The following is a 17,629-nucleotide window of genomic DNA, read 5'->3' as shown; positions in this document are numbered from 1 at the left end:
ACCGTATCGCAGTACCCTTTATTTTTATGCAACTTTTGAAATAACCGTGTTGATTTTAGAAATAGCCTTGTTGATATAGTGCAGCTACCCTCTTTTTCAAGGGTAAGTACAGGAGTAAGAATCATGTCACCTGAACATCAGGTTAACGAAGAAAAGCGTCCTATTGACCGCCAGCGCTTATTAGTTGAAGCCAATGAGATCATTAAACATCACGATGACTATTTGCATGGCATGGTCGCAGATAGCGTAGAACAAAAAAACGGCGTGCTGGTTTTTCGCGGTGAGTTTTTTCTCGATGAGAATGGAATGCCAACCTTAAAAAGTACCGCGGTATTTAACATGTTCAAGCATCTTGCCCATGTTTTATCCGAAAAATATTATCTGATTGATTAAATACCTTGATGGATAATATGCAAATGCCCGCAAATTCGCGGGCATTTCATTGTGTACAGCCTTATTCTAAGAGTTACAGCAGGGGCTTTGAACCACGTTGCCACCAGCGCAGCATCAGTCGTTCTGCGGTGTCTCCTGCGCTGCCCGTCAGACGATCCAGCAGGCGTTTACGACGCGTATAGCGAACGCTTAATACTTCATGGCTGGCCATTTCAGCAATCAGCAGGTCGTCACTGGTGCCGATGGCATCAATCAACCCCAGATCTTTCGCCTGAGTACCAAACCAGTGCTCTCCCGTCGCCACCGAATCAATATCCAGCGAAGGACGCATCTGCTGTACAAAATCCTTAAACAGCATGTGCGTGACATTCAAATCTTCACGGAATTTCTCACGGCCTTGTTCGGTATTTTCACCAAACAGCGTCAATGTACGCTTGAATTCACCCGCGGTGTGCAACTCAACATCAATGTCTTTATTTTTCAGCAAACGGTGGAAATTGGGAATTTGCGCCACAACGCCAATAGATCCCACAATCGCAAAAGGGGCCGCTACGATACGGTCAGCTACGCAGGCCATCATATAGCCACCGCTGGCAGCCACTTTATCCACGGCGACGGTCAAGCGCACGCCACCCTGACGTAAACGTTGTAATTGCGAAGCCGCCAGCCCATAACCGTGCACGACACCGCCGGGGCTTTCGAGGCGCAACAGCACTTCATCCTGCGGCTTCGCGACAGCCAGCACGGCGGAGATCTCTTCACGCAGCGAACTGACTTCGCCTGCATCCATACTGCCGTTGAAGTCGAGAACGTACAGGCACGGTTTTACACTTTTCTCTTCGCCACGTTTGGCACGCTGTTTGTCTTGCTTTGCAGTTTCTTTTTCTTTCTTCTTTTCTTGTTTTGATAACAGCTTACGTTCGGTGTCGCTCATACAGGCAGTCTGCATTTCGCGCTGCATTTCCTGATATTGCTCGCCCAGATTCGAGACCTGCAATTCACCTTTATGCTGGCGCTTACGCTGCGTCATCCCGAATGCCAGAACGACTAACGCACCAATAGCCACCACGATAGTGAGTACCTTAGCCAGGAATAAACCGTACAGAGAAAGTAATTCCACAAACACCGTCCTCATTGACTGCGTATTAATTAATGTTGGTTTACTCACCAACCATGGCGTTGACGTCGAGCGCCATTCCCTTCCTATAACCTAACTGATGGCACGCAATATGGCGATGTTATTCCTGCGTTTTTTATGCCTATTGCTGCTTTTTACAACAGCGCAGGGATAAATAGAGGCAGTCTCATTGAAAACGGACGACATTTGAGGCATAACACCCCCATTCACCCTGCCCGGATGCGCCGTCATCTGGCGTTCCGAGCGGTACGACCCGACATATTTCGCCGTGCCGACACGCAATGGCAGGTCTATTATCTGAAGCGTGGCGGTTTGACGCCACGGCAAGAGGAATTCATTGTGCATTACCAGCCTAAAATCGATTTACTGCAAAACCGCATCATTCTGGTGACTGGCGCTGGCGACGGCATTGGCCGGGAAGCCGCCCTGACCTATGCCCGCTACGGCGCACACGTCATCTTATTAGGCCGGACAGAAAGCAAACTTCAGGCAGTTAAACAGCAGATCGAGCAGGAACACGGTACGCCAGCACACGTAGTTGTCTGCGATATGCTGGCCTTATCTTCCGCGCAGTGCTTTCAACTGGCTGACGAACTGGCGCAGGTTGTGCCGCACCTGGACGGTGTCCTCCACAACGCCGGACTACTCGGGGAGATCGCCCCTGTCACACAGCAAACGCCGGAGATCTGGCATCAGGTTATGCAGGTCAACGTCAACGCCACCTTTATGCTGACACAGGCGCTGCTGCCTCTGTTATTGAAATCACCTTGCGCGTCTCTGGTTTTCACCAGTTCCAGCGTAGGCCGCGAAGGTCGCGCCGGCTGGGGAGCCTACTCCGTATCCAAGTTCGCGACAGAAGGTCTGATGCAGGTGCTGGCAGAAGAATATCGTTCACAAGATCTGCGCGTGAACTGTATTAATCCCGGCGGAACGCGTACGGGAATGCGCGCCTCAGCGTTCCCCAACGAAGATCCGATGAGACTGAAAACGCCGGCAGATATTATGCCGCTGTATCTCTATCTGATGGGCGATGACAGCCGCCGCAAGACGGGAATGAGTTTTGACGCACAGCCGGGTAGAAAAGCCGGTCCAGCCGAATAATAGAGAAGAACACGCACGATGAGCGATGAACGCCACCAGCAACGCCAGCAGCGCCTGAAAGAAAAGGTCGACGCCCGTATTGCCGCCGCGAATGAAACGCGCGGCATCCTGATCGTTTTTACCGGCAATGGGAAAGGCAAGACCACGGCCGCATTTGGCACCGTCACGCGGGCAATAGGTCACGGATTACGCGCGGGCGTGATCCAGTTTATCAAAGGTGAATGGCCGAACGGTGAGAAGAACCTGCTGCAACAGCACGGCGTGGAATTTCAGGTCATGGCGACAGGCTTCACCTGGGAGACGCAGAACCGTCAGACAGATACGGAAGCAGCACAGCATGTCTGGCAACATGGCAAACGAATGCTGGCAGACCCACAGCTCGATCTCGTCGTGCTGGACGAACTGACGTATATGCTTAGCTATGACTACCTGGATTTAAGTGACGTTGTAACCGCATTAAAACAGCGCCCTGCCGGACAGACGGTCATTATTACCGGCCGCGGCTGCCATCGTGACTTGCTGGAAATGGCCGATACCGTGACGGAAATGCGCCCGGTAAAACATGCGTTTGATAGCGGGATTCAGGCACAGCAAGGGATTGACTGGTAAAATCGCCATCGGCGAGAAAAGAAATATAGCGAAATGAAAACGGGCAGCAAAGGCTGCCCGTGGAGCGTAGGGATAATACTATTAGCCGTTACGTTTCGGCTTCGGAGACGTACGACGTGCCGGAGCGGTACTAATCTGGCTATGGCGTTTTACTGCACGACGGATCTGGTTCGCTTTCACCCGACGGCGCTCACGCTCAACCGGCAGTTTTGATACCGTTTCAGCAGGAAGCTGCACCAGCTCACGCAGGTAATTCAGCTGTTCCAGCGGCATCTCAGCCCAGCCACCGCGCGGTAGACCTTTCGGCAGCGTAATATCGCCGTAGCGCACGCGAATCAGGCGGCTAACCTGCACGCCAACCGCTTCCCACAGACGGCGAACTTCACGGTTGCGCCCTTCGGTCAGCGTCACGTTGTACCACTGGTTCAGACCTTCACCGCCCTGATAGCGGATAGTACGGAACGACGCCGGGCCGTCTTCCAGCTGTACGCCTTTGCTCAGTTGCTTGATCTTTTCGTCATCAATTTCGCCGAAAACCCGCACAGCGTATTCACGCTCAACTTCGCGGCTGGGGTGCATCAGGCGGTTGGCTAACTCACCGTCCGTCGTGAACAGCAGCAGGCCGGAGGTATTCACGTCAAGACGCCCAACCGCCACCCAACGAGAACCCTGAATTTTCGGCAGACGGTCAAACACCGTCGAACGCCCATCAGGATCGTTGCGGGTACACAGCTCACCTTCCGGTTTGTAGTACACCAGCACGCGGCACACGGTTTCTTCGGTTTCCTTAACGGTAACCACATGACCATCAATACGGATTTTGGTGGCTTTCGTCACTTCGACGCGATCGCCCAGTGTGGCAACCTTACCGTCAACGCTGACGCGTCCAGCCTGAATGATACCTTCAATTTCGCGGCGTGAGCCATGTCCGGCGCGCGCCAGAACTTTTTGTAACTTTTCGCTCATTGAGCAACCTCTAGTGTCGCCTTCCCAGGCGTCGGGGGGAGTCATAACTACCGATAAAATTCAGCCAGTTACGTAAAAATAGTGTGTACGTAAAAATCGTTCGTAGTATTCAATGCTGGCGCGATTATACCGATCTTCGCGCCATTTGTATTCCCATTGTTACAGCCTGTCACAGCGCTTACAGGAACGGTGTGACATCACCCGTGCCTTCACGGGCGACGCGTGGCACGGACTCGGTCAGGTCGATAACCGTCGTCGGCTGTTGACCCAGCGAACCGCCGTGAATAATCAAATCCACCTGTTTCCCCAATCTTTCCTGAATTTCTTCGGGATCGGACTCGGCGAAATCATTTCCCGGCAGCATCAACGTTGTCGACATCAACGGCTCATTCAACGCGGCCAGCAGTTCCAGCGCAATCGGATTGGACGGCACGCGCAGACCAATAGTTTTACGCTTTTCATTCATTAAGCGACGGGGAACCTCTTTCGTCGCTTTCAGAATAAAGGTGTAATTGCCCGGCGTATTATTTTTAATCAACCGGAAAGCTGTGTTATCCACGTGGGCATACGTCGAGAGTTCAGACAGATCGCGGCACATCAGCGTGAAGTTATGATCGCTCCCCAGATCGCGAATCCGGCAGATGCGTTCCAGCGCGTTCTTTTCGCCCAACATACAACCCAGCGCATAGCCAGAATCCGTTGGATAAACAATCACCCCGCCTTTATGCAGAAATTCCACCGATTGATTGATCAATCGCGGCTGCGGATTCTGCGGGTGAATATAGAAAAACTGACTCATGGTCCTACCTCATACGTCTGACATTTCGCGGCGTTGTACATTTCACCCCGCGTCGTCGTGCAATAGGATTATTATAGAACGTGTTGATGGTAAAAGATTGTTATTTCATAAGATCGCGATGCCATTACACTATGGCGCGCGGCGAATCAGCCAGTAACGGATGATGCCAAACGGGTTCGACATCGGCAGGCAGCCACAACTTGCGGCCCAGCTCAATCCAGGCGCATGGCAGGTGAAAATCCGATCCTTGCGATGCCATCAGGTTGAAATCACGCGCATAGCGACCCAGTTGCGTTCGTTCATCCGGTGCCTGTTGACATTGCGCTACTTCCATCGCGATCCCGCCGCTTTCTGCAAACGTGGCTAACAGGCGCTTTAGCCATTTGGCCGTCAGATCGTAGCGCCCCGGATGTGCCAATACTGACACGCCGCCAGATTGATGAATCGCTTCGATGGCTTGCGGGATACTGCACCACTGCGGCGGCACGTAACCGGTTTTGCCTTTCGCCAGATATTTTTTGAACACCTGATTCATATTCGACGCGATGCCCAATTCAATGAGATAACGCGCAAAGTGCGCCCGCGTAATCTGCCCTCCCGTTGCCAGACGCTGTGCGCCAGCCAGCGCATCGGGAATGCGGGCTTTTTCCAGTCGAACCGCAATTTGCTCCGCCCGGCTCTGCCGACACTCCGCCTGCTGTTGCAGCAATCCCGTTAACGCCGGGTGCGCAATATCCATCCCTAGTCCGACAATATGGATCTCATGGTTTTCCCACAGCGTGGAGATCTCCACACCGGGAATCAGCCTCAGCGACAGCTCCTGTTGCGCAATCGCATGCTGTGCTTCTTCAAGCCCACGGGTCGTATCGTGATCGGTAATAGCCAGTACGCTCACCCGCATGTCTACCGCCCGGTTGACTAGCGCTGTCGGCGTTAAAACGCCATCAGACGCCGTGGTGTGGCTATGTAGATCGTAAAGTGGGAATGACGATATCGGTTGGGAATCTTCTGGCACAAGCCTATCCATTAACAAGAATCATGCGAAGGCCGCATGATGCCATTAATAGGAAGCAAATGGTAATGCCCGCCGTTTTGCTGAGTAATAAAATAATCATATTGAAGGTGTTGACATTTTATCGTCGAACCAGTTAACTAGTACGCAAGCTCAGTACACAAACAGTAATCAGTGATAAACAGCGAGATGATGACAATGGCAACGCAGAAAATGATGAAGCATGGTTGGTGGCGCTCTTCCCTATCGCGGGTGGACTAATCACGCATCGCTGTTATCACACATGCAGATATTCCCAGGCCCGCTTAACTAAGCGGGCTTTTTATTTGATGGGCACAACATTAAAACGGGTAGCAAGAATGCAAACAACACAACCTACACTGGAACTGCTGCGTACCGAGGCCGTTTACCGTAACGACCCTAGCGCTATCTTCCATCAGCTCTGCGGTGCCAGACCTGCAACGTTGCTGTTAGAGTCGGCTGAAATCGACAGCAAGGAAAACCTGAAAAGCCTGTTAATCGTTGATAGCGCGCTGCGTATCACTGCACTGGGCCAGCGCGTTTCCATTCAGGCATTAACGGCAAACGGCGCCAGCCTCCTGCCGCTTCTGGATGCCGCGCTGCCTGCAGAGATTATTAATCAGCCGCGTCCGAATGGTCGTGAACTCACCTTCCCTCTGGCAGACGTCATGCAGGATGAAGACGCTCGTCTGCGTTCGCTGTCGGTCTTTGATGCCTTACGCCAGATTCTGACGCTGGTTGCCAGCCCGGCAGAAGAACGTGAAGCCATGTTCCTCGGAGGGCTGTTCGCCTACGATCTGGTCGCCGGATTTGAAGCCTTACCTGCGCTGAGCCAGCAACAACGCTGCCCGGATTTTTGTTTCTATCTGGCAGAAACGCTGCTGGTGCTCGATCACCAAAAACGCGTGACTGCCCTGCAAGCCAGCCTGTTTACGCCTAACCAGAGCGAAAAGCAGCGTCTGCAACAGCGTCTGGAACAGCTGCAACTTCAGCTTACCCAGCCAGCGCCCGCGCTGCCGCGCCAGTCCATCGAGGACATGACGCTGAGCTGCAACCAGAGCGATGAAGCCTTCGGCGAGGTCGTCAGCCAGATGCAGGAAGCCATCCGCATCGGTGAAATTTTCCAGGTCGTGCCGTCGCGCCGCTTCTCTCTGCCGTGCCCTTCACCGCTGGCCGCCTACCAAACGCTGAAAGACAACAACCCCAGCCCTTACATGTTTTACATGCAGGATCAGGATTTCACGCTGTTCGGCGCCTCACCGGAAAGCTCGCTGAAATACGATGCCGACAGCCGCCAAATCGAAATTTATCCGATTGCCGGTACCCGCCCGCGCGGTCGCCGCGCTGATGGCTCGCTGGATCGCGATCTCGATAGCCGTATTGAGCTGGAAATGCGTACCGACCATAAAGAGCTGGCTGAGCATTTGATGCTGGTAGATTTAGCCCGCAACGATCTGGCGCGCATCTGTCAGCCGGGCAGCCGCTACGTTGCAGACCTGACTAAAGTCGACCGCTATTCCTTTGTCATGCATTTGGTTTCCCGCGTGGTGGGGACGCTGCGTGAAGATCTGGATGTGCTGCACGCCTACCGCGCCTGCATGAATATGGGCACGCTGAGCGGTGCGCCGAAAGTCCGGGCAATGCAGCTGATTGCCGAGAGTGAGAAAACTCGCCGCGGCAGCTACGGCGGCGCGGTGGGCTATTTCACCGCTCACGGCGATCTGGATACCTGCATCGTGATTCGCTCCGCCTATGTCGAAGACGGCATTGCCACCGTTCAGGCGGGTGCAGGCGTGGTTCTGGATTCCAACCCTCAGGCTGAAGCCGACGAAACGCGTAATAAAGCCCGGGCCGTACTGCGAGCCATTGCCAGTGCGCACCATGCAAAGGAGATTTTCTGATGGCCGACATCCTGCTGCTCGATAATATCGATTCATTCACCTACAACCTGGTGGATCAACTGCGTGCCAGCGGTCATCAGGTCGTGATTTACCGTAACCATCTGCCTGCCGATGTGATCATCGCGCGGTTACAGCAAATGGAAAGACCGATTCTGATGCTCTCACCTGGCCCCGGCACGCCGGCCGAAGCGGGCTGTATGCCGGAACTGCTACAGCGTTTGCGCGGTCAGTTGCCGATTATTGGTATTTGCCTCGGCCATCAGGCCATTGTGGAAGCCTACGGCGGCCATGTCGGTCAGGCGGGTGAAATCCTGCACGGTAAAGCCTCGGCCATCGACCACGATGCCAGCGGCATGTTTAGCGGTTTGCCACATCCGCTACCGGTCGCCCGCTACCACTCGCTGGTCGGCAGCCGTATTCCTTCTACGTTGACCGTCAACGCCCATTTCAACACGATGGTGATGGCGGTGCGTAACGACGCCGACCGCGTCTGCGGTTTCCAATTCCACCCTGAGTCGATCCTGACCACGCACGGCGCCCGGCTGCTGGAACAAACGCTGGACTGGGCGCTGGCTTAACGAGGGATACGATTATGCAATTATCTTCTACGCAACCGTCTACTGCTCAGGATGTCATGACCATGCAACACATACTGGAAAAATTATACGGCGCGAACAGCATCAGCCGTCAGGAAAGTCAGGCGCTGTTTGGTGCCATCATTCGCGGTGAACTCGAAGCCAGCCAGCTGGCAGCCGCGTTGATTAGCATGAAAGTGCGCGGCGAGCATCCCGATGAGATCGCCGGTGCCGCCACGGCTCTGCTGGCCGATGCGCAGCCGTTCCCTCGCCCTGACTATTTATTTGCCGATATCGTCGGCACCGGCGGTGACGGCACGAACAGCATCAACATTTCGACAGCCAGCGCCTTCGTTGCCGCCAGCTGTGGTCTGAAAATCGCCAAGCACGGCAACCGCAGCGTATCCAGCCGTTCCGGTTCCTCCGATTTGCTCTCCGCCTTCGGTATTAAGCTGGATATGAGCGCGCAGGATTCCCGTCAGGCGCTGGACGATCTGGGCGTGTGCTTCCTGTTTGCCCCGCAATATCATCTGGGCTTCCGTCATGCCATGCCGGTTCGTCAGCAGTTGAAAACTCGCACCGTCTTCAACGTGCTGGGGCCGTTGGTTAACCCTGCTCGTCCGCCATTAGCGCTGATTGGCGTGTATAGCCCTGAATTGGTTCGCCCTATCGCCGAAACGCTGAAGGTGCTGGGCTACCAGCGTGCCGCGGTTGTACACGGCGGCGGAATGGATGAAGTCGCGATTCATGCGCCAACGCAGGTTGCCGAGTTGAACAATGGCGAGATCGAAACCTACGAACTGACGCACCGCGATTTCGGTCTGGATGCGTATCCGCTGTCTGCCTTACAAGGCGGTACACCAGAAGAAAACCGTGACATTCTCGCGTCACTGCTACAAGGTAAAGGTGAACGCGCGCACGCTGCTGCGGTTGCCGCCAATGTTGCGCTGCTCCTGAGATTATTCGGACAAGAAAACTTGCGCCAGAATGCGCAACAGGCGCTTGAAGTCATTCATAGTGGACAAGCTTATCAACGCGTGATCGCACTGTCCGCCAGAGGGTAATGGAACCATGCAGGAAACCGTATTACATAAAATTGTGCGCGATAAAGCGCTCTGGGTTGCCGAGAGAGAAAAAGCACAGCCATTGGCCTCTTTTCAGCATGAGATCGTGCCCAGTCAGCGTGACTTTTATCAGGCGCTGAAACAGGATAAGCCCGCGTTTATTTTGGAATGCAAAAAAGCGTCACCATCAAAAGGATTGATTCGCGATGATTTCGACCCGGTGGCGATTGCCCAGGTCTATAAAGATTATGCGTCCGCTATTTCTGTTTTGACCGACGAGAAATATTTTCAGGGCGACTTTGCCTTTCTGCCGCAGGTCAGTGCGGCAGTACATCAACCGGTGTTGTGCAAAGACTTTATTATTTCGCCTTATCAGATCTATCTGGCTCGCTACTATCAGGCTGATGCCATTCTGCTGATGCTGTCTGTACTGGACAACGAGCAATACCTGCAACTGGCCGACGTGGCGCACAGCCTGAAACTGGGCGTGTTGACGGAAGTCAGTAATGAAGAAGAGTTACAGCGGGCCATTCAGTTGGAAGCACGCGTCGTCGGGATCAACAACCGCGACCTGCGCGATCTCTCGATTGACCTCAACCGCACTCGGACGCTCGCACCGCGTCTGCCCGCTGGCGTCACCGTAATCAGTGAGTCCGGCATCAACCGCCATGCGCAGATTCGTGAACTCGGCGCTTTTGCTCAGGGGTTCTTGATCGGCAGTTCGCTGATGTCCGAACCGGATCTGAACGGCGCAGTACGCCGCGTTATTCTGGGTGAGAACAAGGTCTGCGGCCTGACGCGCGCCGCGGATGCACAGGCGGCTTATCAAGCCGGCGCGCTCTACGGCGGATTAATCTTCGTCGCCAGTTCGCCGCGTTGTATTGACGCTAAACAAGCCGCCGACGTCATCGCTGGCGCTCCACTGCGCTATGTCGGCGTTTTCCGTAACGCCCCTGTCGAACACATTGTTGCTATTACTACACAGCTGGGGTTATCCGCCGTTCAACTGCACGGCGATGAAGATCAACAAACGATCGACCAGCTACGCCAGCAACTCCCTGCGGCCTGCCAGATTTGGAAAGCATTGAGCATCGCAGATGTTCTGCCAGCGCGCGAACTCACCCACGTCGATCGCTACGTGTTTGACAACGCTCAGGGCGGCAGCGGGAAAACCTTCAACTGGTCGCTGCTGGCAAACCAGTCATTGGATAACGTGCTGCTAGCTGGCGGCCTGAATAGTGATAACTGCGCGCTGGCTGCACAGCAAGGTTGCGCAGGACTGGATTTCAATTCCGGGGTAGAAAGCGAACCGGGAAAAAAAGACTCACATAAAATTGCTGCGGTTTTTGCGACATTACGTCAACCGCAACACTAAAACAGACGGGAAAATTATGACATTACTCAACCCTTATTTCGGTGAATTCGGCGGACAGTTTGTTCCGCAGATCCTCATCCCGGCGTTACGCCAGCTGGAAGAGGCTTTCGTCAGCGCACAAAAAGATCCTGAATTTCAGGCTGAATTTACCGACCTGCTGAAAAATTACGCGGGTCGTCCGACTGCGTTAACCCTGTGTAAAAACCTGACCGCTGGGACGAAAACCAGACTGTATTTGAAACGTGAAGACCTGCTGCACGGCGGCGCACATAAAACCAACCAGGTACTCGGACAGGCTCTGCTGGCGAAGCGCATGGGTAAAAGCGAAATCATCGCTGAAACCGGTGCGGGCCAACACGGCGTCGCGACAGCGCTGGCTTGCGCCCTGCTCGGCCTGAAATGCCGCGTTTATATGGGCGCGAAAGACGTTGAGCGCCAGTCACCGAACGTCTTCCGTATGCGCCTGATGGGGGCAGAAGTCATTCCGGTTCACAGCGGTTCTTCCACGCTGAAAGATGCCTGTAACGAAGCGTTGCGTGACTGGTCTGGCAGCTATGAGACCGCACACTATCTGCTGGGAACAGCGGCAGGCCCGCACCCTTACCCGACGATTGTGCGCGAGTTTCAACGCATGATTGGCGAAGAGACGAAAGCGCAGATTCTGGAAAAAGAAGGTCGCTTGCCGGATGCGGTATTGGCCTGCGTCGGTGGCGGTTCTAATGCAATTGGGATGTTTGCTGATTTCATCGACGATACCAGCGTCCGGCTGATCGGCATTGAGCCTGGCGGTTTGGGCATTGAATCCGGGCAGCACGGCGCGCCGTTAAAACACGGTCGCCTCGGAATCTATTTCGGCATGAAGTCCCCGATGATGCAAACGTCCGACGGACAAATTGAAGAATCCTACTCGATTTCCGCCGGGCTGGATTTCCCATCCGTAGGTCCGCAGCACGCTTACCTGAACAGCATCGGCCGCGCTGACTATGTCTCGATTACCGATGACGAAGCGCTGGATGCCTTCAAAGCGCTCTGCCGCAGTGAAGGCATTATCCCTGCGCTGGAATCCTCCCACGCGCTGGCACACGCGTTGAAGATGATTAAAGCGGAACCGGAGAAAGAGCAACTGCTGGTGGTCAACCTGTCTGGCCGTGGTGATAAAGACATCTTTACCGTGCACGATATTTTGAAAGATCGGGGAGAAATGTAATGGAGCGTTATCAACAGCTGTTTAATCGCCTGTCGGAGAAAAAGGAAGGCGCGTTCGTTCCGTTTGTTACGCTGGGCGATCCCTCCCCTGAGCAATCCCTGAAAATTATCGACACGCTGATTGCCGCCGGTGCCGATGCGTTGGAGTTGGGTGTGCCCTTCTCTGATCCGCTGGCTGATGGCCCAACCATTCAGGATGCTAACCTGCGCGCCTTTGCCGCAGGCGTCACGCCCGGCCAGTGCTTTGAAATGCTGGCGGCCGTACGTCAGAAATACCCGGAAATCCCGATTGGCCTGCTGATGTATGCCAATCTGGTCTTCAGCAACGGCATTGATGAATTCTATCAGCGCTGCGCGCAGGTCGGCGTTGACTCGGTATTAGTAGCGGATGTTCCGGTGGAGGAATCGGCACCTTTCCGTACCGCTGCGTTACGGCACGGCATTGCCCCTATTTTTATCTGTCCGCCTAATGCTGACGATGAGTTGCTGCGCGAGATCGCTTCCTATGGCCGTGGCTATACGTATTTAGTATCACGTGCAGGCGTTACCGGAGCGGAAAAACGCGCCCAACTGCCGCTGAATCATTTGGTAGCCAAACTGAACGAGTACCATGCCGCCCCTCCGCTGCAAGGATTTGGCATTTCCGATCCGGCTCAAGTGCGGGAAACGTTAGCATCAGGCGCAGCGGGTGCCATTTCTGGCTCAGCGATCGTGCGGATTATCGAAAAAAATCTGAACCAGCCTGACGTTATGCTGTCCGAGTTACACGCCTTTGTCAGTGAAATGAAAGCCGCTACGCGTTCATAACGCTTTTCAGGCGCGCGATTTGTGCTTAACGCAAGCCCTATCGCGCGTTGAATAATGTTTCAAATTATTTCTTATTTAATTAACGTGAAATATTTGCAATTATTATTTAATGTCTAATTTCTTATAATTGTAAGAAATATTTTCAAATTGAAATAATCATTAATCCCCGCCACAAAGAAATAAACCAAGTAACTATTTATTTTTTAAATTGCATAAATCCCGCCAATAAAATACGAAGAAAATCACAGAATTGAGATCATTTAAAATTATCTCTTTTTAACGATCTTGTTCACATTACTGTAAGAAATAATAAATAGAATGGAACCGCTGAACAAAAGTGGCAGCGCGTTTTTAAATAATAATTCTCTTTGACTTGGGATAATAAAATGAAAGCTAAAATATTGACGATGATGGTAACTTCCTTAATCAGCTTAAGCTCCATGGCTGTTACGATTGACTATCGTCATGAAATGCAGGATACGGCAAAAAACGATCATAAAGATCGCCTGCTGATGTCCCACCGTTTTGACAACGGCTTTGGCCTGTCAATGGAAGCCAAGTGGGCACAATCTGGCAGCGATAAGACACCAAACAAACCGTTTAACGAAACCGTCAGCAACGGTACTGAAGTTACCGCTAGCTACCTGTACAAATTCGATAAAACCTTTGGTCTGGAAGCTGGTTTAAACATGGTTTCCACGTCCAATAACAACAACTACCGTCCATATATCAAAGGAACGGCAAACATCACCGATTCCCTGTACTATGGTCTGCGTTACCGTGCATCCTATCTGCGTAACAGCAATAACATCGGTAACCCGAATTCTGCTACAAACCCTACTGCTATCACTGGCTACACCATCACCAGTACGTTGGGTTATAAACTGCCTGCGAACTTTGTAGTTGAATACGAATTTGAATATAACAAAAATAATAAAGCAGGTTCTCAGTGGTATTTGGCGGATAGCGAAAATTATGAACTGAGCCACGATATTAAACTGGCTTATAAATTTGACAAAAACTGGACGCCTTACGCTCAAGTCGGTAACGTCAAAGGCAGCACAATCACTGACGAGCGTCAAACTCGCTACCGTGTTGGTGTACAATACAGTTTCTAATGGCTAACGCCATCTAGATAATTGCTGTAATAAAAATAGCGTTCTCTTTATTGGTTTGTTATTTCCTGTCTATAAAAACGGCGACGTTATTTACGTCGCCGTTTTTTATGATGAACAATCAGAAGCGGTAGCCTACGCCAAACATAAAGGCCCATGGATCAAGCTTAGTATGGATACTTTGCTGAGCGTTACCGGCTTTAAATTTCACATCGGTATCAATATCCATCCACCATACGGACATGTTGACTAACCAATTCTTGTCCAGGTTATAATCCAGCCCAGCCTGCGCAGCAACGCCCCAGGAGTTTTTCAGGCTCAGATCGCTCAGGCCCGCACCTGTCCCCTTGTCATTAAATTTCTCATCGAAGAACATCGTGTAATTCAGGCCAACACCTAAATAGGGACGTAATTTATCTTGAGCATCACCAAAATAGTACTGTGCGACCAGTGAAGGCGGCAGGTGTTTCACTTCTGCAATCGTGCCCGTGCCAGGCGTGCCGACTTTGTGTTTGAACGGCGTAGCCGCCAGCAATTCAACGCCAATATTGTCCGTCACCAGGTAGCTAAAAGTCAGGCCCAACTGAGTATTGTTGTTTACCTGAAACTCTCCCAACCCCAATACATTGTCCGAACTTTCACGTGGATGCACGGTTGCTGTACCCGCACGAACAATAAAATCACCTGCTTGATGAGCCTGTGCCAATGTAGGCATAAGCGCCGCTGCCAATAATAAGAAAGATGCCTTTTTCATTACCCACTCCATTTATAGGGTTTAAATTTCGAGCGAAATATAACCCTAAGTAGGTATTCTTGTTTTAAGCCAGATCACATCTTTTAAAGATTTTACACGTAAATTGAACCATATCATTTATCGCTAACTAATTAAAAATCATAGAATTGATCCAAATCAATAAATGACAAAAAGTACATAACGTGCTCTGCCCGCAAATTGCATTACCGCGCGAACGCATTCAACGGTAGATTTTTATTTTCATTAACGTGATTCACGCTGGCTGGGGGCAGTTAGTCATCCAATGAGCGATAATATCTGTATGCACTGCGGCGCGTGCTGCGCTTATTTCAGAGTGTCTTTCTATTGGGCTGAAGCCGATGACGGCAGTGGCGCTGTACCCTCTCAATTCACCGAACCCGTTTCCCCTTTTTTACGCTGTATGGCGGGTACGAACAGCAAAACGCCTCGTTGCCAGGCACTTGAAGGCATAGTCGGGGATACCGTCAGCTGTTCTATTTATGTTAATCGCCCTTCACCGTGCCGTGAATTTATGCAATCCGGCGAAAATGGGCGGATCAACGATGCCTGCAACCGGGCACGAGAAAAATATGGTCTGCCACCTTTGGTAACAATTTCATCACAGTCTTTCATTACTGAAGGGAAAAGCAGCATTGCATCGTTGACGGGGTGCCACAGCACGGATTAACAGGTTACAATCATGAGTTAAGTTCTATCCGTTGATTTATCTTTTTCAAGGAGCCTGCATGCCTATCACGGCTAACACGTTGTACCGTGACACAATGAATTTTACCCGCAACCAGTTCATCAGCATCTTAATGATGTCACTGTTGACGGCATTCATTACTGTCATACTGAATCATGCGCTATCGCCTTCTGTAGACGAATTACGGATTCTGAGCACCTCCGGCAGCGATCTGTCATCGTCTGTCGAATCCGGCTTGATGGACTTGATTCAGCAGATGACGCCGGAACAACAAACCGTGTTGCTAAAAATGTCGGCGGCAGGCACCTTTGCTGCGTTAGTGGGCAACGTACTGCTGACAGGCGGGGTTCTGATGCTGATCCAACTGGTGTCTGATGGACATCGCACCAGTGCACTACGCGCAATCGGTGCCTCCGCCCCTTTTTTACTGCGCCTGCTTTTCCTGATCCTGCTGTGCACGCTGCTCATCCAGCTTGGTATGATGCTTCTGGTCATTCCTGGCGTGCTGCTGGCCATTGCCCTGAGTTTGTCGCCCGTGATTGTGGTCACTGAAAAAAGCGGAATTTTCAGCGCGATTAAAGCAAGCACCAAACTGGCCTATGGCAACTTACGCGCAACCGCGCCTGCCATCGTGATGTGGTTGTTGGCTAAAATCGCTATTTTGCTGGTCGTGTCGAAGTTACCGATTTCCTCGCCTACTGTGCTCGGCGTGGTTCTGAACGGGTTAAGCAACCTGATCTCCGCGATTCTGCTGATTTACCTGTTCCGCCTTTATATGCTGCTGCGCGCTTAATTGCCGCTCTTCCCCTATGCCGCAGTTCTGGCGGCATAGGCTTCACCACTCCCTCGTTCACGACTTGCCCAATCGTAATTTTCTGCAAATTATTACAATATCTCGGGAATGGTGTTCCACAATGAAGGATAATGGCATGAGCTATCGGATAACTCTTGTGGGTTATGATTACGACACTGTTGAGTGATGGATTGACATAATGAAGCAACTTCTTGATTTTATACCGTTGGTCGTGTTTTTTGCGGCTTATAAACTCTATGACATCTACATCGCATCGGGCGCATTAATTGCGGCAACGGCGCTGTCGCTCGCGGTCACCTGGGTGATGTATCGTAAAATAGAGAAAATGACGCTGGTCACCTTTGCGATGGTCGTCGTTTTCGGTTCGCTAACGCTGGTGTTCCATAACGATCTGTTTATCAAGTGGAAAGTCACCATTATCTATGCGTTATTTGCCGCCGCTCTGCTGGTTAGCCAGTTTGTCATGAAGCAGACCCTGATTCAGAAAATGTTGGGTAAAGAGCTAACCTTGCCGCAGCCCGTCTGGGGAAAATTGAATTTAGCCTGGGCGATGTTCTTTCTGGTGTGCGGGCTGGTTAACATCTATATTGCTTTCTGGCTACCGCAAAGCGTGTGGGTCAATTTCAAAGTCTTTGGTCTGACGGGTGTGACGCTGCTGTTTACGCTGCTTTGTGGCGTCTATATCTACCGTCACTTGCCTGGCGACCAGGAAAAATCAGAAGAAGAAAAAAGCGAGCAACCGTAATTCGCTAAAGCAATACACATTGTTTGATAAAGACACTATGCCCGTCAGCAAGTACGCTTTGACTGGCGGGTATACTCAACTTAACCAACTTGACTGATTGCACAATGAGCACACAAAACGTGTTACCACAGGGCGAACTGGTTCTCCGCACGCTGGCAATGCCAGCCGATACCAATGCGAACGGAGATATTTTTGGCGGCTGGTTGATGTCGCAAATGGACATCGGCGGCGCAATTTTGGCGAAAGAAATTGCCGAAGGCCGTGTCGTTACCGTACGGGTCGATGGGATGTCGTTCTTAAAACCTGTCGCCGTCGGCGATGTGGTTTGTTGCTATGCGCGTTGTTTACGCACTGGCCGTAGTTCTATCAACGTCAACGTTGAAGTTTGGGTAAAGAAAGTGTCGTCTGAGCCTATTGGCCAGCGCTATCGGGCTACCGAAGCGTTATTCACCTATGTCGCAGTCGATGAAGAAGGTCATCCGCGTGAACTCCCTGCCGGCAAGAGCCACTTCACGCCAAGCGAGTAGC

19 protein-coding genes and 1 other annotated feature are annotated in these 17,629 nt (G+C 52.0%); of the genes, 14 read left to right on the top strand and 5 right to left on the bottom strand.

The genetic code is table 11. From position 1 onward, the window contains the following. The first annotated feature begins 123 nt into the window (after nucleotides 1-123). Nucleotides 124-393 (top strand): YciN family protein, encoded by a 270-nt coding sequence (locus R9X49_RS07025; RefSeq protein ID WP_319847722.1) that lies wholly within the window; start codon nucleotides 124-126, stop codon nucleotides 391-393. A 73-nt stretch (nucleotides 394-466) separates the two neighbouring features. On the opposite strand, the gene sohB is transcribed toward R9X49_RS07025, so the two are convergent. Continuing rightward, a complete protein-coding gene (gene sohB, locus R9X49_RS07020) occupies nucleotides 467-1,513 on the bottom strand; it encodes a protease SohB (RefSeq protein WP_319847721.1) in 1,047 nt (348 codons plus the stop codon). Between the two features lie 357 nt (nucleotides 1,514-1,870). Between sohB and R9X49_RS07015 the strand changes: the two genes are divergently transcribed. Both R9X49_RS07015 and cobO read left to right on the top strand, forming a co-directional pair. Beyond that, nucleotides 1,871-2,632, top strand: a complete 762-nt coding sequence (locus tag R9X49_RS07015) for a YciK family oxidoreductase (protein WP_319848601.1) — start codon at nucleotides 1,871-1,873, stop codon at nucleotides 2,630-2,632. An 18-nt stretch (nucleotides 2,633-2,650) separates the two neighbouring features. Next, entirely contained in the window at nucleotides 2,651-3,241 is a 591-nt protein-coding gene (gene cobO, locus R9X49_RS07010; RefSeq protein WP_319847720.1) for a cob(I)yrinic acid a,c-diamide adenosyltransferase, read from the top strand. A gap of 81 nt (nucleotides 3,242-3,322) precedes the next feature. Here cobO and rluB read toward each other — a convergent pair whose 3' ends face one another. The 3 genes from rluB to rnm all read right to left on the bottom strand — a co-directional run bounded on the left by rluB (nucleotide 3,323) and on the right by rnm (nucleotide 6,021). Next, nucleotides 3,323-4,207 (bottom strand): 23S rRNA pseudouridine(2605) synthase RluB, encoded by an 885-nt coding sequence (rluB, locus tag R9X49_RS07005; RefSeq protein ID WP_319847719.1) that lies wholly within the window; start codon nucleotides 4,205-4,207, stop codon nucleotides 3,323-3,325. A 178-nt stretch (nucleotides 4,208-4,385) separates the two neighbouring features. Continuing rightward, a complete protein-coding gene (locus tag R9X49_RS07000) occupies nucleotides 4,386-5,006 on the bottom strand; it encodes an L-threonylcarbamoyladenylate synthase (protein WP_039358513.1) in 621 nt (206 codons plus the stop codon). A 124-nt stretch (nucleotides 5,007-5,130) separates the two neighbouring features. Continuing rightward, nucleotides 5,131-6,021 carry an RNase RNM gene (gene rnm / locus R9X49_RS06995; protein ID WP_319847718.1) on the bottom strand — a complete coding sequence of 297 codons (891 nt, stop codon included), beginning with the start codon at nucleotides 6,019-6,021 and terminating at the stop codon, nucleotides 5,131-5,133. 219 nt (nucleotides 6,022-6,240) lie between these two features. Next, nucleotides 6,241-6,345, top strand: a sequence feature (Trp leader region). A 32-nt stretch (nucleotides 6,346-6,377) separates the two neighbouring features. Here rnm and R9X49_RS06990 point away from each other — a divergent pair. The 7 genes from R9X49_RS06990 (at nucleotide 6,378) to R9X49_RS06960 (ending at nucleotide 14,085) form a co-directional block, all read left to right on the top strand. Beyond that, complete coding sequence (locus tag R9X49_RS06990; RefSeq protein WP_319847717.1) at nucleotides 6,378-7,940, top strand: anthranilate synthase component 1; 1,563 nt, start codon at nucleotides 6,378-6,380, stop codon at nucleotides 7,938-7,940. Next, nucleotides 7,940-8,518, top strand: coding sequence for a glutamine amidotransferase-related protein (locus tag R9X49_RS06985; RefSeq protein ID WP_319847716.1), 579 nt, complete (start codon nucleotides 7,940-7,942; stop codon nucleotides 8,516-8,518). Before R9X49_RS06990 ends, R9X49_RS06985 begins: the two co-directional genes overlap by 1 nt. 62 nt (nucleotides 8,519-8,580) lie before the next feature. Continuing rightward, entirely contained in the window at nucleotides 8,581-9,579 is a 999-nt protein-coding gene (gene trpD / locus R9X49_RS06980; protein ID WP_319848600.1) for an anthranilate phosphoribosyltransferase, read from the top strand. 7 nt (nucleotides 9,580-9,586) lie between these two features. Continuing rightward, a complete protein-coding gene (trpCF, locus tag R9X49_RS06975) occupies nucleotides 9,587-10,954 on the top strand; it encodes a bifunctional indole-3-glycerol-phosphate synthase TrpC/phosphoribosylanthranilate isomerase TrpF (RefSeq protein WP_319847715.1) in 1,368 nt (455 codons plus the stop codon). A gap of 13 nt (nucleotides 10,955-10,967) precedes the next feature. After that, on the top strand, nucleotides 10,968-12,161 hold the full coding sequence (gene trpB / locus R9X49_RS06970) for a tryptophan synthase subunit beta (RefSeq protein ID WP_319848599.1): 1,194 nt from the start codon (nucleotides 10,968-10,970) through the stop codon (nucleotides 12,159-12,161). After that, complete coding sequence (gene trpA / locus R9X49_RS06965; protein WP_319847714.1) at nucleotides 12,161-12,967, top strand: tryptophan synthase subunit alpha; 807 nt, start codon at nucleotides 12,161-12,163, stop codon at nucleotides 12,965-12,967. The genes trpB and trpA overlap by 1 nt, the downstream gene beginning before the upstream one ends. 386 nt (nucleotides 12,968-13,353) lie before the next feature. Continuing rightward, nucleotides 13,354-14,085 (top strand): oligogalacturonate-specific porin KdgM family protein, encoded by a 732-nt coding sequence (locus R9X49_RS06960; RefSeq protein ID WP_319847713.1) that lies wholly within the window; start codon nucleotides 13,354-13,356, stop codon nucleotides 14,083-14,085. 118 nt (nucleotides 14,086-14,203) lie between these two features. Here the strand turns inward: R9X49_RS06960 and ompW are convergent, their stop codons facing one another. Next, on the bottom strand, nucleotides 14,204-14,836 hold the full coding sequence (gene ompW / locus R9X49_RS06955; RefSeq protein WP_319847712.1) for an outer membrane protein OmpW: 633 nt from the start codon (nucleotides 14,834-14,836) through the stop codon (nucleotides 14,204-14,206). A gap of 283 nt (nucleotides 14,837-15,119) precedes the next feature. On the opposite strand from ompW, the gene R9X49_RS06950 reads away from it, so the two are divergent. The 4 genes from R9X49_RS06950 to yciA all read left to right on the top strand — a co-directional run bounded on the left by R9X49_RS06950 (nucleotide 15,120) and on the right by yciA (nucleotide 17,628). Further along, nucleotides 15,120-15,524 carry a YkgJ family cysteine cluster protein gene (locus R9X49_RS06950; RefSeq protein ID WP_319847711.1) on the top strand — a complete coding sequence of 135 codons (405 nt, stop codon included), beginning with the start codon at nucleotides 15,120-15,122 and terminating at the stop codon, nucleotides 15,522-15,524. Between the two features lie 58 nt (nucleotides 15,525-15,582). Further along, nucleotides 15,583-16,335, top strand: a complete 753-nt coding sequence (locus tag R9X49_RS06945) for a YciC family protein (RefSeq protein WP_319847710.1) — start codon at nucleotides 15,583-15,585, stop codon at nucleotides 16,333-16,335. A gap of 199 nt (nucleotides 16,336-16,534) precedes the next feature. Continuing rightward, complete coding sequence (locus R9X49_RS06940) at nucleotides 16,535-17,101, top strand: septation protein A (RefSeq protein ID WP_319847709.1); 567 nt, start codon at nucleotides 16,535-16,537, stop codon at nucleotides 17,099-17,101. Between the two features lie 104 nt (nucleotides 17,102-17,205). Further along, on the top strand, nucleotides 17,206-17,628 hold the full coding sequence (gene yciA / locus R9X49_RS06935) for an acyl-CoA thioester hydrolase YciA (protein WP_039344948.1): 423 nt from the start codon (nucleotides 17,206-17,208) through the stop codon (nucleotides 17,626-17,628). The last annotated feature ends 1 nt before the right edge of the window (nucleotide 17,629 follow it).

Source organism: Pectobacterium carotovorum, assembly GCF_033898505.1.
GTDB lineage: Bacteria > Pseudomonadota > Gammaproteobacteria > Enterobacterales > Enterobacteriaceae > Pectobacterium > Pectobacterium carotovorum_J.
The sequence above is the reverse complement of the archived record's forward strand: the minus strand, read 5'-3'. Positions and strand labels throughout refer to the sequence as shown.